Origin of the sequence: Nonomuraea sp. NPDC050202, assembly GCF_040656115.1 — a bacterium.
Taxonomy (GTDB): domain Bacteria; phylum Actinomycetota; class Actinomycetes; order Streptosporangiales; family Streptosporangiaceae; genus Nonomuraea.
The window spans coordinates 1-22510 of the sequence record NZ_JBFALF010000057.1 but is presented as its reverse complement, the minus strand read 5'-3'; the positions used below and the strand labels follow the sequence as shown (position 1 = coordinate 22510).

Sequence of the window (22510 nt, the reverse complement as noted above, 5' to 3'; positions counted from 1 at the left end):
TGGTCGGCCACGCGCATCGCGCTCGCGGTGGCGGGCGGCTCACCGGTACCGAGGTTGCGGTCCCAGCGCGGATAGGCAGCGGTAGCGGCCGGGTGCGGAGTCAGTCGGCAGATCGCCTCCCAGACCGCCGTTCATGTGCAGGTAGAAGCGCTGCGGCCGTACCTCGTCGGGCGGGTAGGCCGGCAGGTCGCGCCACTCCTCGGCACCCCTGACGTAGATGCGCACCGGTGTTGTGCGCAGCCCGTTCCGCTCTTTGAGCAGGTGGGCGCGGAGCCAGGTGAGGCTTTCGCGCAGGGCGGTCATCGACAGCTCGGCGTCCCAGTGCCGCCACGGCCCGATGGTGAGGTACGGCTGGCGCCCCGCCTTGCGCAGTGCCTGGTAATCGCGGACCAGGCCGGGCAGCGCGAAGTCGTCCCAGCCGCTGGCCAGGTGGTTGGGGGCGGTCACCGCCGGGGCCGCCTGGCTGTGGTCGCCGGGCGACCACCACGGGTCATCGGCGTTGGGGTGTGCGAGCCAGTCCCGCCAGTGCGGGGCCACGGCGCCGATGGCGATGGAGTCGGCCTCGGTGAGCGGGAGAAGGCGAGCGGCCCGTGCCCGCCTCTTGCCGCCTAACGCCACGGTGGACAGGTAGACGGGCAGCGGCTTCTCCTGGTTGGCGACCATGCTGATCCAGCCGAGGAAGAGCTCGAGAGCCAGTGCGCCGCCCGGGTAGACCAGGTCGTAGGCGTTGGATCCGATCAGCGAGGTGCTCATGGCCCGCAGCTCGGGCCCGGCGCCGGCGGCGATCGCCCACTGCGTGTAGCCGTTGTAACTCTGTCCCACAGTGCCCAGCTCGCCGGTGAACCACGGCTGCCGGCGCAGCCACTCCAGGACGGCCAGACCGTCGTCGCGCTCGGAGACGAAGGGGGTGAGCGTCCCTCCCGATCCGCAGGTTCCCCGGCTACTGACGACCACGACGTGGAAGCCGCGTTTCGGCGACCAGCCGGTTCAGAGCATCGATGTGCCTCAGACTCCGGATCCTCAGCGTGTCAGGTGGCAGCCAAGTGCAACGTTCGCACGGTCAGGTCGTCGCCAAGGGAATCAGTGGAACCGGTCCGGACGGCAACCGCTGAGTTCGGGGGCTGGTGACCCGGTGAGGACCTCGGTAGCGGCAAGGCGGCCAGCGGCGGCGGCCAGGGTGATCGCCGAGTGCATGACGGCGACGTACAGTCCCCGGGTGCCGGCAGGCCGACCTATGATCGGTTCCCCGTCGGTAGGCATCGGGCGCCAGCCGATCTCGACGGAGACAATCTTCGTGTCGCTGGCTCCGATGAAGGAAGCAGCGAACCGATCGCGGACCCTCCGGGCAGTCCTGAGCAGCGCGGCCTGGTCCGTCTCACCGGTGTAGGCCGTGGGGGCCAGGACAGTACCGTCGTCGAGCTGTCGGGCCTCCAGCGACGGCGTCGCGATGATCGTTCGGACCAGGCCCGGCGCTGCGCGCAACCGGACAAGGACAGCGGGCGACGGCTCGACGGGCAGGGTGATGCCGATCCCAGAGCACAACGCCACCGTGCCGGTACCGGCGGCCAAGACGACGGTCTCAGCAGGAATAACCCCGGCGGTCGTCTGGACACCGCTCACCGTACCCGCCTGGTGGCAGAGGGCAGTCGCCAGCACCCCCGTCAGCAACCGCGCGCCGCGATCGCGCGCGGCGGCGACCAGCAGATCGGTCGCCGCGACCGGGTCGAACGCTGCATCTTCCTGGCGATGGATGGCCACGGCCGGGGGATCGAGCAGTCGCGGTTCCAGCGCTCCGACATCGTCTGTACGCGGCCCAGGGGCCTCGTCGAAGCCGTCCCAGCTCAGCGAACCTGACCAGCGGATCGACAATTCGGGGAGCTCCCTTTCCAGCCGCCGGTACTCCTCCAGGGCGAGGTAACGCAGCGGCGCTGAGGGCAAGTCGCTGACGACCGATCGTCTGATCCAGGCGAAAGAAGCGCGTGTGGCGCCCGATGCAGGCATGCCTGCATCGATCAACGTGACAGGCCGGCCGCGCCCGGCCAGGTGGTACGCCAGTGACGCCCCGATGATGCCAGCGCCAACCACGACGATGTTGCGATCCGCCATGCCAAGTGTTCTAGCAAGACAGGCACACCACCGTCTCCACCGACTCCGGGGCGACGTCCTGAACGAAAACATCTTCGTTGATGGGGCTGAGTGATGAGGACGGGTCTCAAGGCGTTGGTGCTGGCCTCGGGCGCTGCACTCGTGCCAGCTGCCGGAGCGAACAGGATGAGACGCAGAGCGGTCGTGTGGAAGTTCAGTTCTCCCCTGACAGCGCAAGGCGTTCTCCCTTGGATGCGACCAGGAGGAACGAACCTTCGTACGCCGCCGCGTTCGAGTACGTGGTTGACCTGACGGCGTGAACCAGACGGCGCTGTGACATCGCCCTCGCTTACCCAGACGGCTCGTAGCGTCGGCCGGGGGAGGGACCGATGGCCGCTGACACCCGAGCGGCGGCGTGCTGCCGGCGGTGGACAATGCACACCTGCTCGGCGCCCTCTCCGCCGGACACCCACCTCGTGTCCCTCCGCAGCGTTCGCTTGCTGGCCACGACATCGCCAGGACGGCGGCCCCACGCGGCGATCAAAGACGATCACGTCTGGACCGACGGATCGACCGCCATGGTGTGCCCCGGCGGGACGCGATGAAGCAGCAGACGCTACCCGAGCAGGGCAAGCCTGGCCTTACGGAGGGCATGAGACCTCCGTCAGACGCTGCATGTGACGCCCGCGCAGAGGTTTCTCCACGGATCAGTCCCCATTGCTTGCAACGTTCGCCGTAAAGGCACACCGAGGATGGCCTTCGGGATCCCGCCGCAAGGATGCCGGAGGTGGGCGCTGCTGCCATGCCATCGGACAACTACAGGTGCGCGCATGCCTGGCCGTCAGGTATGGACAGCCTGTAGTCGATGAGCAGCTTGAGCTGTTCGAACATACATGACTGGTTGACGACTTGGGCAACTCCCGGCTGCTGCCTCAGCCTGTTGCCCACCTCCTCCCCACTGGCGCCCACCTTCAGCGTCACTAGAAAGCTCTCCGGCATGTCCGACACCTTGGTCGCCTCAAGCAGCTTCTTGTTCTTCGCATACGCGATCCGGAATTTCTCATACGCCGCTTGCTGGGTCTCGAAGACGAATGACTCCACCTCGGGCATCGAGTTGATCATCTTGCGCAGGACGTTCTTCTGCGCCTGTGTAATCTTCTTGCCATGCTTGCCTTCATCGTCGGTGGAGACGGGCCCGTCGGCGGAGGGCATCGTGCCGCCGCACGCTGGCAACGGTGAGCCTTGCGCACACACAGAGACCCTGACCTGCGACGACTCCTGCTTGTACGCAGGGGTCTGCTTGGCGGCTGGGGGATGAAGACCCGCGACGCCGGGCGTCGCCTGTAGGTGCTGTATCACCTGCATGGGGTCGAAGCCCTCGGCGAGTTTCACCCGGAGAATCGGCTGCATGTCGGCGACCTTGATCTTTCTGAGCAGCGCCGTGTTGCGGGCGAAATCGCTGCGGAAATTGTCAAGGGCGAGAGCCTGGCTGACGAAGAGCACGTCCACGACGCCCGGAGTCTGCCACACGGCTTCTTCGATGCGCCGAAAATCGTCCTGCGTGGCGTCGCGCCCCTGGCACTTGGGTTCCTGCGGTTGCGCGGTGCTGGAGCAGAAGAACAGGAGCAAATCGGCCTTGTCGCTCTGCGCCAGTTCGGGGCTGCTCGCCACGATGTCCTTGGCCCCGCCCAAGCGGCCGTCGCTCAGGATGATGGCCGTCGCCAGCGCCACGACCGCTGCGGCGGCTGTCGCGGTGACCAACCGCGGCTTGCTGTGGAACCGCCGATGCCGCTCCGGGGCCTGCAGCGGCCGAAGCATGCTGGTGTCGATCGTCGCCCCTGCCTCGGTGAGCGCCTCACGCAGTCGCCTCTCCACCTGGCTCGTCGCATCGTTCATGAACTCTCCCCAAGTGTTCGGGCCAGCGCGGCCAGCCCTCGTGCGATCGTGGATCTGGCTGTGCTCGCGCCGATCCCCATACAGTCGGCGATCTCCTGGTCGGCCAGATCGCAGTAGTAGCGCAGCGTCAACGCCTCGCGCTGCCGGCGTGGCAGGCCCTGAAGGGCGGTCAGCACCTCGCGCCGCTCCTCTCCCACAAGCGCCGCGCTCTCGGCAGACCAGACCGGCGGCTCGTACGGCGTGGCGCGCCGGAACGTTAGTGCCCGCTTGCGTAGCACGGACCGGCAGCAGTTGAGCACCGCCGACCGTACGTAGGCCAGCGCCTTGTCGACGTCGCGCAGCTTCGCCCGGCCCGCGTGAACGCGGATGAAGGCGTTCTGGACGACGTCTTCGGCAGTGGCGTGGTCTCCGACCATGATGAGCGCCAACCGGACGAGGCCCACATGATGCTCGGCGAAAAGCGAGGCCACGTCCATGCCCCGTTGTCGCATCAAGGCCTCTTGGTGTGTGAGTAGTTCGGCTTCCACGTAACAGAGACGCTCCCGAGCCCCTCATGCTGCTTGCTTCAAGCGAATTTCTTCAGCCATCTCGCGCCGGACGTCACCGTTTCTGCGCCTCTCTGCGGGTGCTGCGGGCGGCTTCTACGCTGGGGAACAGCAAACCTTGACCACCAAAAGCCCGATCCCGGCGCGGGGCCGTGCGGATGAGCGACGGCGGAGCGGCCGCCGTGGCGTTCCAGGTCCAGCTGGCTCTTGAGGGTCTGGTTGATCGACTCGATGCTCTGGCGCAACGGTTTGAACAGCGCTGCGCCGGGCCGTTCGGGCTCGCCCTGGCGGGCCGGGCGCAGCAGGTGCAGTTCACGCTCGGTGAGCTCGGCCTCGAAGAGGCGACCGTAGGAGTGCCGATCGGCGATGATCGTCTGCTCCGGATGAGCGGCCAGCACATCGGGTGCGGCCTGCAGCATGCCGGGCAGTACCTCGCGCTCATCGGCCTTGGCGCCGCTGAGGGCGCACAGCACCGGGAGCCCGCCCAGCGTGCACAGCAGGTGCGGCCGCAGCCCCCGAGAAGTAGCGGGAGTGGGAGGCGCAGTAGCCGTACTCCGCCCACCCGGCCAGCGCCGAGCGGCGGGCCGTCTCCCGGGAGCTGCCGCACTCGATCGGCGTGGAATCGGCCACCCAGACGTCGTCACTCCACAGCGAGGTGTCGGCGGCCAGGATCCGGATCATGTGCCTGACCAGCTCGCAGGCGTTGCGTAGCCGCCGGTTGTAGCCGCTCTGGCCCGGCAGGTGCGGGAACATCGCGCCCAGCTCGGCGCGGGCGTGCCGCAGCCAGCGGCGCTCGGAGGTGAAGCCCAGCAGCGCCGACAGCACGGCCAGGGTCACCAGCTCGGCATCGCCGAGCCTGGGCGCGATGCCGACCTTCGGCCGCCACGGAGCCAGCTGTGGGTTTTCTGGGCCTTCAACACATCGTCGATCCGCACGCACAGTGCGGTTGCGAGGGTGTCTAACTCTTTCGTCACACATCGAGCTTGGGCACCCTCGTTCCGCAGCTACGCCTTGGCATCAATCATCTAGAAAAGAACACGGCCAGACCCTGGGGAATTACGCAGAGCCAGGGGTGGGGAATATCGAGATCGTTCACAGAAGCGGCTGCGCCGAGCCGGGCTCACGGCTTTGCGCGGTGACATCGCTGACGCTCAGGAGACCCTCGCAGCCAGCCGTGGACGGCTTGAGCAGGTTAACGAAGCCCTGGCACATACGGGCCCCGAACTGCAGCAACGCATCGCCGCCTACAACCAGGCCGCTTCCTGCTCGGTGAGCGACATCGACCGCCTCGACGCCGAGTTCGCCCTGCTGAGTGCCGAGGCCGTGGCAGCACGTCAGTTGCTTCACCAGGCGGAGGCGGAACTCCGTCAAGCCGAGCACGCCCTGCACACCACGCAGCGCGCGCCCGAGCCTTCAGCCAGCGACTTGCGGCTGACAGCGCAGGCCGACGAGGCCGGGCTGCTCACCGTGCATGCCCGCATGAGCAGGCTGCGCGCCGCCCCGCAGGAACCGATGCGGCAGCTCACCGATCTGGAGCGGCAGCACGAGAAGGTCCTCGACAAGCTCCGGCGGCTTCAGCACGACGCCGAGCAGGAGCTCATTGATGCGGCACAGGTGGTCGCGACGACACATGCCATGCTTCGCATGCGGCCGGCCCTGCACAAGCGCTCCTACGACCACGTGATCATCGACGAGGCCGCCGCGAGCTATCCGGCCGAAGTGCTGTACGCCATCAGCAAGGCCACCTCCGGTGCCACGCTGCTCGGCGACCCCATGCAGAGCCTGCCCATCGTGGACCTGCCCGAGCCGCACCCCGATGCGGTCACGACCTGGCTCACCCATGACGCCTTCACCACCCTCGGCATCGACGGGCAACGCCCCGTGCCCGGCTGTGTCACACTCACCACCCAATACCGGTTCGGCCCGGCCATCACCGAACTGGCCAACCTGCTCGCCTACGGCGACCGCCTCCTGACTGGCCGGCAGACATCCGACGAGATCGCGCTCGTCGACACCTCAAGGCTGACATCAGAGCTGGCCACCGTGCGGTGGGAGAACGGCTCGGCGCGATCGACTCCCATGCGTGGGGCCGGTTGCTGCGGTGGATCCGCCGGAAATACGCGGGCAAGGCCCGGCTCGGGATGACCGAGTTCAAACGCCGCCTCTGCGACAAGGGCTGGAGGATCGCCCATCAAGGAGTTGCCTTCACCGGCGCATCCAGCGTCAAGGTGGAGCGCTACCGCTATCGCGGCGGCAACATCGCAACCCCCTGGACCCCGAACCTGGCAGCCGCTGCGAGCGGCTGACCAGCGGGCAAGGCACGTGGAGCGCCCGGTGCGTGGAGACACGCACGCCGGGTGCGGCGGGCGGGACGGGGGAAACCCACTGTGAGCAATCACGGCAGGGCGCCGCGGTCCGACCCAACCCGACGCCCGAGGTCACACCCGACATCCCTGTCGTAGGGCCGGAACCGCCCTTCGACAAGGAGATGATGGATCTGCACACCCGCGCGGCGGGGCGTCCCGGCTGATCCTGTGCGCGGGCGACCTCGTGCTCGAGGTCGGCGCTCCCGGCCCGACGCCCGCCGCGCAATCGTCGAGGTCACGGACGACCATCTCTCCTGGACATCTCCGAGGCGTTCCGACCGCGACCCCACCGGCGCCGGCGCGCCTACTCCTGCGGCGATGGAGCGACGTGGTCGACGTACCAGGCGGCGATCTGCGCGCGTGAGGTGAAGCCCAGCTTGGTCAGGATGTGCTCCACGTGCGCCTCGGCCGTGCGCTGCGATATGACGAGCCGGGCGGCGATCTCCTTGTTACGCGCCCCCTGAGCGATGAGGCCGGCCACCTCCAACTCGCGCCGGGTCAGCTCCGCCGCCTCGGGACGCTGCTCCGGCTCGGCGGCGGATTCGGCCTCGGCCGGGCGCCCGGGATCCTCCAGGGCGTAGGCGACGGCCTCGTCGATGTCGAGCCCGGCGCCCTGCTCGACGGCCTCGTCGAACGCCGCTTCGCCCAGCCTGGCACGCAACAGTGCCTCGCAGTCCCGGTGCGCGTCGGCGTAGGGCTGGAAACCAGGCAGTGACAGCCCCAGGATCCGCCGGATCGACGCGGCCGCGCCGAGCAGGCGCGCGGCCCGTTCGTCCCGCCCTTGCGCGGCCGTCGCCCACGCCAGGGACTCGATCGTCCAGGCCGGGCTGTAGCGGTAGCCGATGGAGCGGCCGATGCGCAAACTGGTACGGAACAGCTCGACCGATCGCGTCGTCTCCCCCGCCATCCAATGCTCCATGCCGCTGGCCCACACCCCCATGGAGATCTCGCCCTGTGCGCCGGCGTCCTCGGCCGTCTTGCGGCATCGGGCCGCGAACGCGGCGGCGCGCGGGTCACGGCCGAACGCGGCCGCCAACGCCAGGTAGAAGGCGGGCAGGAATGGCCCCTGCAGCACGTCGTCCTCGGTGAGCGTGCCTGCGTTCGCCTCGTACCAGCCGACGGCGGCCTCCATCTGGTCGACCGCGCTGCCGTAGTCGCCGACCAGCAGGGCGAGCCTGCCGGACAGGAACTTGACCATCGCCTCCGCGCTGCCGTCGTGCTGGTCACGGGCCAGGGCGGCGCATTCGGCGATGAGCGGCTTCGCCGCGTCGACCTCCCCTTGCATCAGGGCGAACAGCGACTCCGTCGCCAGTGCCCTGAACCGCACCGGATTCCTGCTCCGCACCAGTTGAAGCGCACGATCGAGCCAATAGCGGGCCTCGCTGAAGCCGCCGGAGTACACCCAGTATCCGTACAGCCGGATGATGATCTTCAGGCCCGCCTCGGTACGAGCCGGATCACCGAGGGCGTGCTCGAGCGCCACCCTGAAGTTCGGCATCTCGTGGACCACGCTGGTGTAGTGGTCGGCCTGCGAAGGGGTGAACCAGCCCGCCTGCGTCCGTTCGGCCAGCCGCCGAAAGTGATCGAGGTGGCGGTCGCGTACGGCGCCCTGCGAACCGCTGTCGGCCAGCCGCTCAGCACCGTACTGGCGCAGCATCTCCAGCATCCCGTAGCGCGCGGGGGCGCCGCTGTGATCGAACATCAGGACGGATTTGTCGATGAGTGACGCGAGCAGCGGCAGGAGATCCTCGCGGGTCAGCCCGTCGCCAGAGCACACCTCCTCGGCCGCGCCCAGGTCGAAGCCACCGGCGAAAACCGACAGCCGCTGCCAGAGCACCTGCTCCTGAGGCGAACAGAGGTTGAAACTCCAGCCGACCAGGGCTCGCAACGTCTGATGCCGGGGCGTGGCGGTGCGGTATCCCTGTGTCAGGAGATGCAGGTGATCGCCGAGCCTGTCGATGATCTGATCGAGGGAGAGGACACGCAACCACACCGCGGCCAGCTCGATGGCCAGCGGAATGCCGTCGACCAGCCGGCACAGCTCGGCCGTGCCGCGGTAGTTGGCGGCCAGGTCGAACGTCGGATCGATGGCCTTGGCCCGTTCGAAGAACAGGGCAACCGCCTCGTGCCGGTGCAGGTCATCGGCTGTCAGGTCCACCCCGGCCGGTGGCAGCGACAACGGCGGCACGACGTACCGGATCTCGGCCTGGACACCCAGCGATTCCCGGCTGGTGGCCAGGATCCGCACCTCGGGAACGGCTCGGATGAGCGCGTCGGCGAAGGCGGCGCAGGCGTCGATCAGATGCTCGCAGTTGTCCAGCACCAGCAGCGCCTGCTTGCCCCTCAGATGGTCAATCAGTGTCTCCATGGAGGAACGCGACGCACCGGCACGCACACCCAGCGTTTCGACCACCGCGCGGCCCAGCAGCTTCCCGTCCTGCAGAGAGGCCAGTTGCACCAGCCATACGCCGTCGGAGAACGCTCGCCGCACGGTTGCCGCCACGTAGACGGCAAGGCGCGTCTTGCCCACCCCTCCGGGGCCGGTGAGCGTCAGCACTCGCGCGGACGACAACAACCGCCTGACGTCGGCTGCCTCGCGCCGACGCCCAACGATCTCCTTGCTGTCGGCCGGAAGGTTGTCGCCCGCCTGCTTCGACACCACCCCTGGAGCCACACTTCATGCTATCAACGCAGCTCAGACGCCTGCTGGCGCGACTCGTAGAGCGGCACGCGAAGACGGCACGGCGGACGGCCTCAAGCCGCCCTGCCGTCCGCCACGTCCAGTCGCAGCAACGGCAGCCGCAAGACGAGCTGGGCCCCCTCCCATGTCGGATGTCCCTGCGGTCAGCGTGCCGCCGTGAGCCTGAGCGATGGCCCGGGCGATGGGTAGGCCGAGCCCGGCTCCCCCGTGGCCGCGGTCGCGGGCGCTGTCGAGGCGGGTGAAATGCTCGAAGACCAGCTCGCGGTGCGGGAGCGGGATACCCTGGCCGTCGTCGTCGACCGTGAGCACGGCCTCGTCCTTCATGCCGCTCACCGTCACCCGCACCGCCGACCTGCCGTGTCGCTCGGCGTTGTCCAGCAGATTGCCGAGCAGACGGGCCAGCGCGCCGGTGGCGCCGCCCACGACGAGGCCCTCCTGGAGATCCAGATGGATGGGCAGGCCGGGGGCGCGCTCGCCGATCTCCTGCGTCACGAGTTCGGCCACGTCGACAGGTAGAAGCCGGTCGTCGTGCCCGGTCTCCAACCAGGCGAGGCTCAGCAGGTCACTGATGATGTCCTGGATGCGGTCCACCTCCCGCAGGGCTTGGTGGAGGAGCTCCGCGAGGTGATCTGGCCGGGATTCATGCGCGCCTCCTCCAGCCGCAGCCGCAGACCGGCCGGAGGCGTACCGAGCTCATGCGACGCGTCAGCGACGAGCTGCCGCCGCTGCGTGCACAGATGCTCCACAAGGTGTTCCATTCGAGCGACGAGGGTGGCGATCTCGCCGCAGTCACGAACTGTGGTCATGAGGGTCCCTTTCCCTGAACTCGCTGGTCGGCCGACGTGGCGTGGCCCGTTTCGGACGCGCCTCGGCAGGGGCGCGTACGTGTTCACGGACCGGCCGAACCGCCGGGACCGGTGATGTCTCGTCACGCAGCGCTGTCCGCCGCGGCGAGATCTCGGGCCAGCTCGAACCAGACAACCTTCCCCGTCGCCGTTTCGTCGGCCCCCCACTCGTGCGCGAGCGATTGCAGCAGGAACAGCCCACGGCCGCTCTCCTCGTCGGAGCCGGCGAGCCTGGCCGGCGGCAGCGGCGCCCGCGCCCCGTGGTCTTCGACCTCCACCCGCAGCGACCCGTCGTCGGCGGTCAACTGCACGCCGATCGCCTCCTCGCTGTGCTCGACTGCGTTGGCGATCACCTCGGTGACCAGAAGCTCAACGGTGTCCGTCTCGTCGGAGAACCCCCACTGCCGTGCCTGCGCACCGACTCGATGCCGTGCCGCGGGCACGGAGGAGACGACCGGGTCGAAGATCCACGACACCCGCCTGGCACGGCCGCCAGAGACGGCGCTGACACAGATGCTCAGGCAGAAGGCGTCCGCGTGATGCGTGGGCGCGGTGGGCCGGCGCCGGTGTCTCTTGACCCGGCGACCAGGCGCGCAGCTGAGTGTGTTCATGCCGCCCTCCCTGCAAGCTGACGGTGAGCGGGAACGATTCGTCCGTCCGGCAGCAGCTCACCGTAGTCCTCGAAGATCACCACGCCGTTGCAGAGCAGTCCCCAGCCCTGTTCCGGCTGGAAGGCCACCAGCCGGGCCGCGTCTCGCCTGCGGCTCGTCGCTGACGGGCATCGGGGCCGATGCTGACACATGGCGCCCACCTCGCTCCCACCTCGCTCCCTCTGAGCTTTATGGATGTCCCCCATGCATCCATCGTCGCCCCCAGGGCTACGGCGGGTAACCGGGAAAATACCTATTCAGAGGCCTCGGAAGGTAGGTAGAGGTGGTGCCTCGGTCAGCAACATTTGTGAACGGCGATACCGGTGATGCAGGAGGTGAGCAGCTCAGAGTCGCCGCAAGCCTGCTGGGCACGGCGCACAGGGATGGCGGCGTGAGCCGAAGCGGCCAGCTAGTCGCGGGTTTCGGGGGCGCAGCGTTCGAGGGTCTGACAATTCTGCCCGCCGGAGTCGACGCAGCGTTCGACCAGGTTGCGTTGCTTGCAGGTGCGGGCGTCGAAGGCGAAGGGACGGCCCCCGCGGCGGCCCCGGGCTTGCGGTTGGCGATCTGGTCGCGACGCTCGGGAACAGTCGCCTTGGTGCCGCGTCGGCGCAGGTCGAGACGGGTCTTGCGGGTGGAGTGGCCCTTGTCACCGATCAGTGTGGCCGGTCGGGTGCGGGGACGGCCGCCGGCTGGGCGACCTGCACCGGGCATGCGGTGGCGGGGCGAGGGCCTGCTGCGGATCAGTAGCCATCCCAGCCCGCCCAGGGCAGCTGTCCGCCTTCGCCGGCGAGGACCGGCCTGATCACCGCCAACCGCAACCCGGCCACCTCCGACGCCTTCGACCTCGAGCGAACCCGGAACATCTACACCCTCCACTCCGGCCGACTCGACAAAGCCGTCGGCCTTGGAGCGGCAGGGGGCCAACAAGACGCTCCAGGTCCCCGGCAATGCAACCGGGCCGGCGACGCGGGATCACTCGTCTTCGTTCAGCGCGAACCGCGGCCGCGCACTCGTGAGAGCCGATGCCCGGCATCCCAACAGGCAGCCGATGACGCTTCCATGACGGAAGGTGATCAGCCGGGGAAGGGGTCACCGTCATCCCGGCAACGGTCGTTCATTGGACGGTCGTTAGCGTTCCGGAGGGGGAACGCCCTCCCTGCTTGCTGGGTGGCGGCTCCATGATGGGGAGCGTGGCCTTGATGCTCGCCCGGAGTGACAACGCCGGATTCGTACGCCAGCACCACCGCCTGGACCCGGTCGCGCAGCCCGAGCTTGGTCAGGATGCGCCCCACGTGGGTCTTGACCGTGGTCTCCGACAAGAACAACTCGGCCCCGATCTCGGCGTTGGACGCGCCTCGGGCCAGGCCGAGGAAGACTTCACGCTCACGCTCCGTGAGCACCCTGAGCACGGCGTCCGGATCGGTGTCGGCCTTCGCCACGAGCCGCCCGATGAGCCGGCGGGTCGTGGCGGGCGCGATGATCGAGTCACCCCGGTGCACGTGCCGGATCGCAGCGATGATCTCCTCACCTGGCGCGTCCTTCAGCATGAACCCGCTCGCACCGGCGCGCAGCGCGGCCAGAGCGTGCTCGTCGAGGTCGAACGTGGTCAACACCAGCACCTTCGGCGGGTCGTCCAGCCGCTGGATCTCCCTGGTGGCGGTGACACCGTCCATTCGGGGCATACGGATGTCCATCACCACCACGTCGACACGCCGCGACTCCAGCGCCTTCAAGGCCGCCAGGCCGTCAGCAGCCTCGGCGACCACCCCCATGTCGGGCTGGGACCTGACGACCATGGTCAGGCCGTTACGTAGCAGCTCCTGATCGTCGACGATCATGATCCGGATGATGGGAGACTCCTCGGCTCATAAGGCAGGGTGGCCGACAGTTCGAAGCCGGCGCCGGGACGTCTGCCGGCCTCCAGGGTGCCTCCCACCATGCTGAGACGTTCGCGCATCCCGGTCAGCCCGACGCCGGCCTCTCCGGCGGGCGGCCCGGCGCCGTCGTTCGTGATGGTGATGTGCAGGCTGTCCGCGCGCCAGGCCAGCGTCATGCCGGCGGCGGCCGTCGCCCCCGCGTGTTTGATCACGTTGGTCAGCCCCTCTTGGATGACGCGGTAGGCGGTCAGGTCGACGGTGGGGCGCAGCGGCCGGGCGTCCCCGACCTCCTGTACGGCGAGCCGTACGCCTGTGTCGCGCACCTGGTCGAGCAGGTCGGAGAGATCACCGAGGCCCGGTTGCGGAGTGGTGCCGCCGTCGGCGCGTAGCACGCCCAGGAGCCCGCGCATGTCGCGCAGGGCCTCACGCCCGACCTCGGCGATGGTGGCGAACACGCCCGCGCCGGGCGAGCCAGGGTCGGATAGCCTGCCACCTTCGGCCTGGCTGACCATGACGGCCAGCGAGTGGGACACCACGTCGTGCATCTCGCGGCTGATGCGGTCGCGCTCCGCCCGCGCCGCCTCGTCCCGCTCCCGCGCACGGTCGGCCTCGGCGCGCTCGGCCTTCGCTCTGAGCTCGGACAGGAACAACATCCGGATCCGGCTGAGGCGGCCCAGCGACCAGAGACACGCCGCCGCGGCGACCAGGCCGACCGACAGACCGATCCGCCAGGCAACCTCCTCGTAGGAGCCCGACGAGCCGCCCCACGAGGCCGGATTCCACACACGCGCCAGGACCAGAGCCACACCCGTCAGGGCGACGGCCAGACAGACCAGGCTGGGCAGCAGGCCGAGCCGGCCGGAGACCGTGTAGAGCAGCAGCCCGAAGACCAGCGTGCTCGGCAGCAGCACCGCCGGATAGTAGGCCCCGCCCGGGTCATGCAGGGGCGGCAGTGCCACCAGCAGCAGCATCGCCGCGGCGGCCAGGCCGTACGCCACCAGCGGGCGCAGCCGGCGCGGAACGACGCACCCGTGCAGCACGAGCAGGGCGAGACCCGCGAGCAGGCGGAGCGACAGAGAACTGTCCGAGGCCCGCAGCAGGCTCAACGAGACCAGGCCGAGCGGCAGGCCGAGCAGGACCGCGAGCAGGGCATCGGTGCCCACCTGATGCCGGTCGAGAAACGAGTCCACCGCGGCGTCGGAAGCTGACGGGGACTCTCGCACACCCATCATTATGGTCGACGTGCGTGAACGAGATGCCGGCGGCGGGAGAGGTAGGCCAGCGCCGCCACCGCCAGGGCCACACCCCACAGCGGCCACAACATCTCCGGCAGCCAGGCGCCCAACTCGTCGTCCGCCCCCGGCGGGCCGACCTGCTCGCCGGTGAGCTTCTTACGGACGTACATCAGTCCGGCGGAGGTGATGGGGAGGGAGGCGGCCAGAGCCGAATAGGCCGGCAACCACGCCGGAACCGGCCGCCCGCGCAGGAACGGCACCCAGCGCGGCCAGATCTCGCCCCACGGCCGGACCAGGCCGACGGTCAGAACCGCGCCGACGAGACCGAGCGTGCCGAGACCGGCGCCGATCGGGGTGATCTCGGCGATGTAGGCCAGGAAACGGTCGCTGATCCCGACAGGCACGCCCAGCAGCCAGCCGAAGCGGGTGACGGCGTAGACGACGGGGACGGCGACCGCGATAGCGGTCGCATACCTTCCGATCCGTAGCGCGCCGACGGCGCCGCCGGACCGACCGGCCCCTGCGACCAGCGCGCGCGTCCCCAGGACCATCAGGCTGACGCCGGCCGCCATCAGGATGAGCAGGTTGACGCTCGGCCACGTGAGCATGGTCGCGATCATCGAGAACTCGGCCAGGCCGGCGAGCGCGGCTACCAGCATCACCGGCAGATACCCGGCGGTCATCATGATGCGCACGTCAGGCAGGAGCACCGCCAGGCCGATGCCGACCACGACAGCCACGACGGCGGGGGCCCGGTTGAGCGGACCCCTGACGGCGAGCACGGCGACGACGCCGGCCACCAGCGCCGTCACCTCGAGCACGCCCCCGCCGACCGCCGCCGGAAGCGGATCGAGCAGGGTGCTGCCCGCGCCCGCACGGCCGGCGTCGAACGGATATCCGGGCCCGCCGAAAGCCCAGAGCAGGCCGAGGGCCAGATAGCACACCGACCAGACGAGGATGATCAGGACCGGCACGATCGTACGGCGGTTTCCTGGAGGAGAGGTGTTCACCCGGCCCAATCTGCCGCCCCGGAGTGCCCCGCACATCGTCACCGGGTCTCGGCCGGCTCCTCCGGAGGTCGCGACCGCGTCGTCCCAGAGGAGGATCCCTCGGCCGCGGCGAGCTCGGGATGACGCTCGACCGCCCAGTCAGCGAGGGGCTGTTCACGAGTAAGGCTGGCCTGCGGCTCACAAGAGGTCGAGAAGATCGCTTCCCGGGCAGATGACGACCCGAGCGGCGGCCCTGTCGCTCGGCAGCTGAAACGTGAGCCGGCCGAGGCCTTCGGCGCCGCTCACGCCGTCTGGGCAACGCCGGGTGTTCGTCGATTGCGGCCCGCACGGCCACCGCGCGCACCGAGGCAATCATCCCGGTGCACCTGTGGGGCCGGATGGGCGACCCGGCAGCCCTGGCGGCGTTCGCATCCGAGCACGGGCTCGCGGTCGTCGAGGACGCCGCTCAGGCCGCCGGCACCTCACGCGACGGGCAGCCGGCCGGCACGGTCGGTCCCGCCGGATGCTTCAGCACGAACGACGGCAAGACTGGAGTGTGGCCCTGCCCGCACCGGACGGGCCGACCAGCAGGCCGGCGTTCCACGGCTGATCTTCGATCGGCGGGTTGACGCTCCACAAGCTGGCCGGCTTCTCCCGAAGCGGCACGTCGAACAGGCCCTGCAACTGGAGGGCTCGCGCGCTCCGCTTGACTCAGGCCCTCATGTGATCCCGAACGGTCCCGTCCGTGTCCACATATGCTGGGTCTCTTGCCGCTGCCCGGGAAGCCCTCAGGGGGATGGGAAGTTTCCCCCTGTGACAGGGGGCAAAAGTCTGTCGAACTCGTTGCCGTACTTGGCAAGCTTCTGGAGTTCATCCCGGTCGAGCGGTGGACCGCCGTAACTGCCGCCGTTGCAGGCGTAGGGGATGCCTTCTCTCAGACCGTCGGCGGGCGGTGTGGTAATGGGCGGCGACCTTGCCCCGGCCGGTGCGGCAGGGTGATCCGGCGGGGGCGGCGCAGGAGGTCATCGGGCAGTCGTGAGCCTCCACGCGGAGGAAGTCGTCGCCGTGCACCCCGAGATCGTTTCATAGGAGTGTTTCAGACAGTCACCCGTTTGCACCGACTTATGAAACCGCGTTCGCCCTGAACGCATCCGGCTGGAGGCGGCATTTCATAGGTGGTCGCTTATGAACGCTCAGCTCCTCACGGCGCAATCCGTAGAGTCTGTACGAGCCTTACGTTGGCCCGCTTGCGCGATAGGCGCGCGGTCACACACGTCGCTGAGCCCAGCTGCGACGATGCCCGCTCCCCGTAGACCAATTGTCGACGGTCTCAACGGCCCGCTCGGGTCGCTATCACAACCACAGCCTGCCGCTCCCCCCGCTTGACGACGCGCAGTTCGGCCCATTGCCCTTCCTGGCACCGCTTCGTCTGAAGGGATGTCGCAACGTCCTCCACGACAACTGGTGAAACACTTGTCCGTCCATCGGCGAAGGAGGGCAACCCGTTCAAGCTACGGAAGGCCGACGATGACACGAAAGATAGGGATATGGCCGCAATGACCCGAGCGCTTCCGGACCAGGAGGTCAGTGACGCGGCGATCATCGAGCAATCATGGCGAGACCCGGAACGCTTCGCCACGGTCTTCGACCGCTACTACTTCCAGATCCACGGGTTCGCCGCACAGCGGTTGGGGTCGAGCCTCGCGGACGACGTGGCCGCAGAGACGTTCCTGGTCGCGTTCGACCGGCGTGACGGCTACGACCTGTCGCGTGAGGATGCCCGGCCCTGGCTGTACGGGATCGTCGCCAACCTGATCGCCCGGCATCATCGGGCGGAGGCCAGGCGGTATCGGGCGCTTGCCCGGACACCTCTCGCGCAGGCCGACGACGGCCACGCCGACCAGGTTGCGGGCCGCGTCGACGCCCAGGTGCAACGGGTGCCCCTGATGGCGGCGCTCGCGAAAATCCCTCGTTCCCACCGGGAGGTGCTCCTGCTCATCGCCTGGGGCGGGCTGAGCTCCGAGGAGGCGGCCGAGGCACTCGGCCTCACCAGCGCCGCCGTCCGAACCCGGCTGCACCGGGCCCGCAAGACCCTGCGCGCCTCGCTTAACGGCGCCGAGCCGACAACGATCGGAAAGGACGGTTGACCATGGACGACATCGAGATGCTGCACGCAGTGCGCCCGCAGCCCGACGCCCCCGCACACGCCGCCTATACGGCCGCCCGCGCGGCCCTGCTGGAACGCGCCGCCAGCCCGTCGCCCACGGCGCGCCGACGCACCCCCTGGCGGCGGGCGCGATGGATCCTGATCCCAGCGGTCGCGGCGGCCATCGCTGCCGCGCTCGTGATCGTGCCGGGCCGTGTCGGCGACTCCCGGCCGCCGATCATGAGTTCGCGCGACGTCCTGCTCGTCGCCGCCGACACGGCGGAGCGCACCCCCGAGGGCGACGGAACGTACTGGCACATCACCATCACGAAAGAGGGAGCTGCGACCCAGGAGTACTGGTATCGGCGCGACGGTCATTTCTGGATCAAAGGCAAGGGGCTAAAGGGCGAAGGCAAGCTTCTGGAGTGGCCGATGAAGCCACAGCCTTTCGCGGTGGGACCGTTGCGCATGACCTTCGAAGAGCTGCGGTCGCTGGCCGCCGACGAGAACGCCCTGTACACCCGGCTCTGGTCCGCTGTCCCCGAAAGCGGTGTCCGCCCCAGCGGGGGACCGATCACGGCTGCTGAACAGGACGGCCTCGCCATGCAGGCGCTGCTCTCGCTGATCAGTGAGGCACCGGTCTCGCCCCAGGTCCGTGCCGCCGCCTACCGGGCGCTCGCCTCACGACCCGGAGTCGTCGATCTCGGCGAGACCGATGGCGGGCGACGCCTGCAGGTCCCTGTAGCTTCCGGCAAGGGCACCATGATCGTCGACCCGGACACCGGGCGGATCCGCGAAACCTCCGTATGGGCTCCCCTCACAGGCGGAATGGCCCATGACCCGGACGGTGGCATGTGGACGATCGACGCCGAGTGGACGGACCAGCTCCCGCCCGGGTGACGTGTGCTTCTGCTCCCTACAGGAGCGAGCCTGTGGCGATGCGCCCGGCTACGCGCCCGATCTCCGGTGGTCGTCGAAACGAGCCGCAACGTGTTCGAGGAGCGAGCCTCGAAAGATGGGAGGCACTGGGAGGCACTCGGCGTGCTGGCCATCGAGATTAACCGAGTGAGGCGCCCCAACCCACCACCACGACGATGGCCCGCGCATCGCATCGGGCCATCGTCAGCTCCGGAGCACACCATCGTTGCCGTGCGGCACACTGGGCGGAGCTGCGTGATCGCCCTGGTCAGCGACATGACTGACCCTTTCTCTCGTACTGCTCCTAGCTGGCTTCATGCGCTACAAGATCAACCCGAGGTCGTTCATCTCCTCCTCGGCGGTGGGCTCACGATCGTCCTCGTCGTCTTCGGGGTCGTACATGACCGGCAGCATCGCACGCGGGCGTGGGCCGGCCTGCGGCGACATGTCTCGGGGCGGAGGAAGTATCACACCGGCGCGGCGGGGAACAGCGCGCGAGGGGTGAGGTCCAGCCTGGTCGCCACGATGTTCTATGGCGGGGTGGTGTCCACGGTCCAGTCGCCGAACCGGCGTCTCGTGCGCGTGATCAGGGGAGAGATGGTGGCCAAGTCGTCGGGGTCGACGACGTGGCCTTCGGCGGCCAGGGCGTTGGCGGCATCGGTGATGTCCAGGGCGGTGGAGTAGATCGCGCAGTGGGCGATCAGCTCGTTGAACTTCACCACCCGCTCATGGTAGTCAGGGTCGTTGTGGCCAATCAGCCGCCCGCCGATCATCAGGTGCGCGGCGAAGCCGTGAAACGCCTCGGTGCGGTTGGTGATCGCCGTGATCTGGTCTCTGAGCTGAGGCTCCGACAAGTACCGGAGCAGCGTCACGGTCCGCACGACACGGCCCAGCTCGCGCAGCGCCTTGTAGATCCGGTTGCGCCGGGAGTGGTTGCCCAGACGACGCAGCAGCGTCACCGACGACACCCGACCCTCCCGGATCGAGATCCCGGTGCGCAGCAGGTCCTTCCAGTGCTTTTCTATGAGATCCCAATCGATGACGTTGTCGTCGGACAGCGAGTCGATGTGCTTGTACCTGGCCTTGGGATCAGGACGGTAGAAGTTCAGGTCGTGCCCGTTCCTGATCCTCGGAAGAAGAGCGAATCCGAGGATGGCCGCGAGCCCGAAAACAGGCAGCGACGCGCCTTGGGTGTCGGCGTGGATGGTGTCGGGCCGGATGTCGGAGACATTGGACAGCAGCGAGTCCAGCAGGTACACCGCCTCCCACACCCCGCACGGGATGAAGTGGCTGAACAATGCGATGTAGGAGTCCGACACCAGCCGGAACGCCAGAGCCAGCCTCGGTGGGATGGCGGACAGGGTGCTCAAGGTGCAGGCTGTCACTATCGCCGGGTTTCGCAGCATGGAGGTCAGGCGTAGCGGCCTGACCTCCTGCAAGCCACGGGGGCCACCTCGTCCGTGGGCCCGATCAGCACCGCACAAACCCTCGCGCGAGGCCTTTTTCAGTCCTGAGATCTGGGCTCAACGCGAAATCCGCCACCCGGTACGGGGCGGCAGGCCGCCACCGGTCCTATGGCCAGCCGGGCATGGTCGAAGCTGTAGTGGGCCTCCGGGCCTGTGGAGTAGCCCACCTCGTAGACCAACGTCTGGCCGGGCTTGATGCGATCCGGGCGGAGCCGCATGAATCCGCTCGCGCCGTCGCGGGGGGGCTCAGAAGTCATCAGATACGGATCATGGGGCGCGTAGCGGGCTCGGGGCTCGGCGCAGCGCATGCTGGCGGGAAGGAAATCCACCACCGCGTTCACATCGAGGGCTCGTAGCTTCTGCTCCAACCCCTTGGCGTCGTTGAACTCTCTGACGTAGATCTTGATGGAACCGTCCGCATCTCGCTCAACCGCGTTCGCGCGAGGACCGTCGGATCCGGTGATCGTCGGCAATCCGATGGTTATGGCGGCCGCTGCGGCGCACACGCTCAGCGCCGTAGTCAGTCTCCAACGGCGGCCGGGACGCGCAGGGCCGCGTGCGGGAGGAGGTGTGCCGATGATTTTCTCCAAGGTCACCGATCGCACCTGCGAATCGGCGACTACGCTTCTGGCCGGGTCGTACTTTCCGACCATGGCTTTGAGCTGCCTTAGGTCGCTGTTCACGTAAGCCCCTCCAGATAGCTACGGGTAGCGGTAACCTGATCATCGTCTGCTAGCAGCCGGTGTAGCCGTTTTCGAACACGATGGAGCCGCATTCTGGCAGTTGGCCACGAGCAGCCGACCGCCTTTGCCGCCTGGTGAAGGTCCAGCCCTTCCCATGTCAGAAGAAGCACGAGTTCACGATCGTCCTCGCTTAAATCGTCGAGGGCCTTCAATGCGGCATGGCGGGCGGCCACGATAGCCGCGTGGTCGCTCTCGTCACCCTGTTGGGGAAGCCCCTCTGCTAGTGAAGCGACCAGGCCGTCACGCCGTTTGCTACTCCTGATGTGGTTCGAAACCACATGGCGGGTCGTCGTGTAGAGCCAGGGCAAGGGTTGGTCGTGGGGGATCCGGTCGTACTTCTCCCAGGCAATGCGGAACGTTTCGGCAGCAATGTCCGGTGCGTCCGCTGGGCCGACCCGCCGCCATGCATATCGCAGCACCACCTCGTAATACTCCTCGAACAGGCCAGTAAAGCCGGTCTGGTCGCTCAAGCTCCGCCTCCTATCGGGCAGTACGAGGCCGCACTGCCTACTCGATAGGTGTCGCGGCGAGGCCGGATGTCACCCGGAGCCCCCCAACTTTTGGCGCGGATACGAGCTGGCTCCGGAGCGGGCCACGTCCCACTGAAGCGATCCCTGGGCCCGATCGGGTAAGTCAGCCGCGCGGAGTTGACCGTCACCGATACGGCCTGCCGAAGGATGCTCTGTGGGGACCAGTGGATCGGCTAGGGCCGCTCGGTCCTGGCCGCGGGCAGCCGTCTGCTGCGTTCCCGCAAGGCGGTGATCAGTGCGCCGAGAGCACCGCTGTAGGCGTGATCGGCCGGGGTCGCGTAGCCGATGACGAGGGCGAGGGGTGCCTGTGCGGGCTGGTGGTAGAAGGGCGAGATGCCCTCGACGTGGATGCCTCGTCCGGCCAGGAAGCCGAGCAGTGCGGACTCCTGGTCCCAATCCTGGGGAAGACGGAGTACCGCGTGCAGACCGGCCGCGATGCCGGAGAGCCGTGCGTGCGGCAGTTGCCGGGTGACGGCCTCGCCGAGCAGGTCCCGGCGCCGACGGTAGCGGGTCCGGCAGCGGCGCACGTGGCGGTCAAGAGCACCAGTTTCCAGGAACCGGGCGAAGATGAGCTGGTCGATGACGCTGACGTATGACTCGTCCTGGCGCGTGACCTCCCACAGCGAGGTGAGGAGGCCGGTGGGCAGGACGAGCCAGGCCAGACGCAAACCGGGGGCGAGGATCTTGCTGGCGGTGCCCACATAGAGGACCCGGTCAGGAGCCATCCCCTGCAGCGCACCGACCGGCTGGCGGTCGTAACGGAACTCGCCGTCGTAGTCGTCCTCCACGATGAACCCGCCGGCTCGCCTGGCCCAGGACACCAGGCCAACGCGCCGGACGGGACTGAGCGTCACTCCGAGCGGATACTGGTGGGCGGGGGTGACGACGACGGCGGACTCGTTGGTGAGCTCATCGACGATCAGCCCGTCCCGGTCGACGGGGATGCGGCGCGCCCGTAGTCCTGTCTGTTCGACCATGGCGGGATAGTCGGGCTCGGCGGGATCTTCGAAGGCGATCGAGCCCGGCGAAGTGCTGTGGTGATGGAGAATCTGGCACACCAACCGCAGCGCATGAGCAAAGCCGGCGCACACGACGACGTGGCCGGGTGTGGTGACGACACCGCGGACCCGTCCGAGGTATCCGGCCAGGGCCTCGCGCAGCTCCAAGGCGCCTGCCCGGTCCCGGTAGCCCAGCGCGCTGTTGGGTACACGCTGCAGCACATGCCGGGTGGCGGCGAGCCACTCCTGGCGCGGGAACGCGGCCAGGTCGGGGAAACCCGACCTCAGATCGAACCCCCGTACGGGCGGCAGGGTGAGGTGTTCCGGCTGCGGGACCTCTGCGGCCGAGGCGGCCGGCCACAGAGCCACGCAAATGCCCGACCTCGGCTTCGACTCCAGGTACCCCTCGGCGACAAGCTGGTCCAGGGCACCTGCGCGACCGGCACCCCCGGCACCGGCGCCAACGCCTACGACCACGCCTACACCCTCAGCGTGGACGGCAACCTCACCCAGCGGGCCG

At 68.5% G+C, this 22510-nt stretch carries 22 protein-coding genes and 2 pseudogenes; 6 read left to right on the top strand and 18 right to left on the bottom strand.

Going from position 1 to position 22510, the window contains the following annotated elements:
• Nucleotides 1-39: 39 nt before the first annotated feature.
• From AB0I79_RS58820 to AB0I79_RS58795, 6 genes and pseudogenes are all read right to left on the bottom strand, one after another.
• Nucleotides 40-960 (bottom strand): annotated as a pseudogene (locus tag AB0I79_RS58820) (CocE/NonD family hydrolase); the annotation flags it as partial.
• Nucleotides 961-1080: 120 nt separating this feature from the next.
• Nucleotides 1081-2106, bottom strand: a complete 1026-nt coding sequence (locus AB0I79_RS58815) for an FAD-binding oxidoreductase (protein ID WP_357893980.1) — start codon at nucleotides 2104-2106, stop codon at nucleotides 1081-1083.
• Between the two features lie 795 nt (nucleotides 2107-2901).
• Nucleotides 2902-3981: a permease-like cell division protein FtsX gene (locus AB0I79_RS58810; RefSeq protein WP_357893978.1), complete on the bottom strand. Its 1080-nt coding sequence runs from the start codon at nucleotides 3979-3981 to the stop codon at nucleotides 2902-2904.
• On the bottom strand, nucleotides 3978-4508 hold the full coding sequence (locus AB0I79_RS58805) for a SigE family RNA polymerase sigma factor (RefSeq protein WP_357893976.1): 531 nt from the start codon (nucleotides 4506-4508) through the stop codon (nucleotides 3978-3980). The genes AB0I79_RS58810 and AB0I79_RS58805 overlap by 4 nt, the downstream gene beginning before the upstream one ends.
• 38 nt (nucleotides 4509-4546) lie before the next feature.
• Complete coding sequence (locus AB0I79_RS58800) at nucleotides 4547-4999, bottom strand: hypothetical protein (protein WP_357893974.1); 453 nt, start codon at nucleotides 4997-4999, stop codon at nucleotides 4547-4549.
• Nucleotides 4965-5363, bottom strand: a complete 399-nt coding sequence (locus AB0I79_RS58795; protein WP_357893972.1) for a hypothetical protein — start codon at nucleotides 5361-5363, stop codon at nucleotides 4965-4967. The genes AB0I79_RS58800 and AB0I79_RS58795 overlap by 35 nt, the downstream gene beginning before the upstream one ends.
• Nucleotides 5364-5654: 291 nt before the next feature.
• On the opposite strand from AB0I79_RS58795, the gene AB0I79_RS58790 reads away from it, so the two are divergent.
• The gene (locus AB0I79_RS58790) at nucleotides 5655-6671 is read left to right on the top strand and encodes an AAA domain-containing protein (RefSeq protein WP_357893970.1); all 1017 of its coding nucleotides are present in this window, start codon (nucleotides 5655-5657) and stop codon (nucleotides 6669-6671) included.
• Nucleotides 6668-6832 carry a hypothetical protein gene (locus AB0I79_RS58785; RefSeq protein ID WP_357893968.1) on the top strand — a complete coding sequence of 55 codons (165 nt, stop codon included), beginning with the start codon at nucleotides 6668-6670 and terminating at the stop codon, nucleotides 6830-6832. Before AB0I79_RS58790 ends, AB0I79_RS58785 begins: the two co-directional genes overlap by 4 nt.
• Before the next feature lie 364 nt (nucleotides 6833-7196).
• Here the strand turns inward: AB0I79_RS58785 and AB0I79_RS58780 are convergent, their stop codons facing one another.
• From AB0I79_RS58780 to AB0I79_RS58745, 8 genes and pseudogenes are all read right to left on the bottom strand, one after another.
• Nucleotides 7197-9566, bottom strand: a complete 2370-nt coding sequence (locus AB0I79_RS58780; RefSeq protein ID WP_357893966.1) for a LuxR C-terminal-related transcriptional regulator — start codon at nucleotides 9564-9566, stop codon at nucleotides 7197-7199.
• Between the two features lie 21 nt (nucleotides 9567-9587).
• Entirely contained in the window at nucleotides 9588-10184 is a 597-nt protein-coding gene (locus AB0I79_RS58775) for an ATP-binding protein (RefSeq protein WP_357893964.1), read from the bottom strand.
• Between the two features lie 337 nt (nucleotides 10185-10521).
• Nucleotides 10522-11049: an ATP-binding protein gene (locus tag AB0I79_RS58770; RefSeq protein ID WP_357893962.1), complete on the bottom strand. Its 528-nt coding sequence runs from the start codon at nucleotides 11047-11049 to the stop codon at nucleotides 10522-10524.
• Nucleotides 11046-11240: a DUF5999 family protein gene (locus AB0I79_RS58765; protein WP_357893960.1), complete on the bottom strand. Its 195-nt coding sequence runs from the start codon at nucleotides 11238-11240 to the stop codon at nucleotides 11046-11048. The genes AB0I79_RS58770 and AB0I79_RS58765 overlap by 4 nt, the downstream gene beginning before the upstream one ends.
• A gap of 409 nt (nucleotides 11241-11649) precedes the next feature.
• Nucleotides 11650-11772 (bottom strand): annotated as a pseudogene (locus tag AB0I79_RS58760) (IS5/IS1182 family transposase); the annotation flags it as partial.
• Nucleotides 11773-12161: 389 nt separating this feature from the next.
• Nucleotides 12162-12926 (bottom strand): response regulator transcription factor, encoded by a 765-nt coding sequence (locus AB0I79_RS58755; RefSeq protein WP_357893958.1) that lies wholly within the window; start codon nucleotides 12924-12926, stop codon nucleotides 12162-12164.
• Nucleotides 12923-14188: a histidine kinase gene (locus tag AB0I79_RS58750; protein ID WP_357893956.1), complete on the bottom strand. Its 1266-nt coding sequence runs from the start codon at nucleotides 14186-14188 to the stop codon at nucleotides 12923-12925. Before AB0I79_RS58750 ends, AB0I79_RS58755 begins: the two co-directional genes overlap by 4 nt.
• A gap of 8 nt (nucleotides 14189-14196) precedes the next feature.
• Nucleotides 14197-15210, bottom strand: a complete 1014-nt coding sequence (locus tag AB0I79_RS58745) for a hypothetical protein (protein WP_357893954.1) — start codon at nucleotides 15208-15210, stop codon at nucleotides 14197-14199.
• Between the two features lie 377 nt (nucleotides 15211-15587).
• Here AB0I79_RS58745 and AB0I79_RS58740 point away from each other — a divergent pair, with 377 nt between their 5' ends.
• From AB0I79_RS58740 to AB0I79_RS58730, 3 genes are all read left to right on the top strand, one after another.
• Nucleotides 15588-15818, top strand: coding sequence for a DegT/DnrJ/EryC1/StrS family aminotransferase (locus AB0I79_RS58740; protein WP_357894079.1), 231 nt, complete (start codon nucleotides 15588-15590; stop codon nucleotides 15816-15818).
• 927 nt (nucleotides 15819-16745) lie between these two features.
• The gene (locus AB0I79_RS58735) at nucleotides 16746-17336 is read left to right on the top strand and encodes an RNA polymerase sigma factor (protein WP_357893952.1); all 591 of its coding nucleotides are present in this window, start codon (nucleotides 16746-16748) and stop codon (nucleotides 17334-17336) included.
• A gap of 2 nt (nucleotides 17337-17338) precedes the next feature.
• Nucleotides 17339-18235, top strand: a complete 897-nt coding sequence (locus tag AB0I79_RS58730) for a CU044_5270 family protein (RefSeq protein WP_357893950.1) — start codon at nucleotides 17339-17341, stop codon at nucleotides 18233-18235.
• Between the two features lie 548 nt (nucleotides 18236-18783).
• Here AB0I79_RS58730 and AB0I79_RS58725 read toward each other — a convergent pair.
• From AB0I79_RS58725 to AB0I79_RS58710, 4 genes are all read right to left on the bottom strand, one after another.
• Nucleotides 18784-19623 (bottom strand): Tn3 family transposase, encoded by an 840-nt coding sequence (locus AB0I79_RS58725; protein ID WP_357893948.1) that lies wholly within the window; start codon nucleotides 19621-19623, stop codon nucleotides 18784-18786.
• Between the two features lie 134 nt (nucleotides 19624-19757).
• A complete protein-coding gene (locus AB0I79_RS58720) occupies nucleotides 19758-20402 on the bottom strand; it encodes a hypothetical protein (RefSeq protein ID WP_357893946.1) in 645 nt (214 codons plus the stop codon).
• Nucleotides 20399-20932, bottom strand: a complete 534-nt coding sequence (locus AB0I79_RS58715) for a sigma-70 family RNA polymerase sigma factor (protein ID WP_357893944.1) — start codon at nucleotides 20930-20932, stop codon at nucleotides 20399-20401. Before AB0I79_RS58715 ends, AB0I79_RS58720 begins: the two co-directional genes overlap by 4 nt.
• A 233-nt stretch (nucleotides 20933-21165) precedes the next feature.
• A complete protein-coding gene (locus AB0I79_RS58710) occupies nucleotides 21166-22257 on the bottom strand; it encodes a PLP-dependent aminotransferase family protein (RefSeq protein ID WP_357894076.1) in 1092 nt (363 codons plus the stop codon).
• Between AB0I79_RS58710 and AB0I79_RS58705 the strand changes: the two genes are divergently transcribed.
• Nucleotides 22213-22510, top strand: a 298-nt coding sequence (locus tag AB0I79_RS58705; protein ID WP_357894085.1) for a hypothetical protein, incomplete at its 3' end; no start/stop codon positions are given. The genes AB0I79_RS58710 and AB0I79_RS58705 overlap by 45 nt on opposite strands.

What these genes read in the sequence shown, in the direction of transcription:
- AB0I79_RS58815 (WP_357893980.1), bottom strand. Translation starts at nt 2,106, where the DNA reads ATGGCGGATCGCAACATCGTCGTGGTTGGCGCTGGCATCATCGGGGCG.
- AB0I79_RS58810 (WP_357893978.1), bottom strand. Translation starts at nt 3,981, where the DNA reads ATGAACGATGCGACGAGCCAGGTGGAGAGGCGACTGCGTGAGGCGCTC.
- AB0I79_RS58785 (WP_357893968.1), top strand. Translation starts at nt 6,668, where the DNA reads ATGACCGAGTTCAAACGCCGCCTCTGCGACAAGGGCTGGAGGATCGCC.
- AB0I79_RS58770 (WP_357893962.1), bottom strand. Translation starts at nt 11,049, where the DNA reads ATGAACACACTCAGCTGCGCGCCTGGTCGCCGGGTCAAGAGACACCGG.
- AB0I79_RS58765 (WP_357893960.1), bottom strand. Translation starts at nt 11,240, where the DNA reads ATGTGTCAGCATCGGCCCCGATGCCCGTCAGCGACGAGCCGCAGGCGA.
- AB0I79_RS58755 (WP_357893958.1), bottom strand. Translation starts at nt 12,926, where the DNA reads ATGATCGTCGACGATCAGGAGCTGCTACGTAACGGCCTGACCATGGTC.
- AB0I79_RS58740 (WP_357894079.1), top strand. Translation starts at nt 15,588, where the DNA reads ATGGGCGACCCGGCAGCCCTGGCGGCGTTCGCATCCGAGCACGGGCTC.
- AB0I79_RS58735 (WP_357893952.1), top strand. Translation starts at nt 16,746, where the DNA reads ATGACCCGAGCGCTTCCGGACCAGGAGGTCAGTGACGCGGCGATCATC.
- AB0I79_RS58730 (WP_357893950.1), top strand. Translation starts at nt 17,339, where the DNA reads ATGGACGACATCGAGATGCTGCACGCAGTGCGCCCGCAGCCCGACGCC.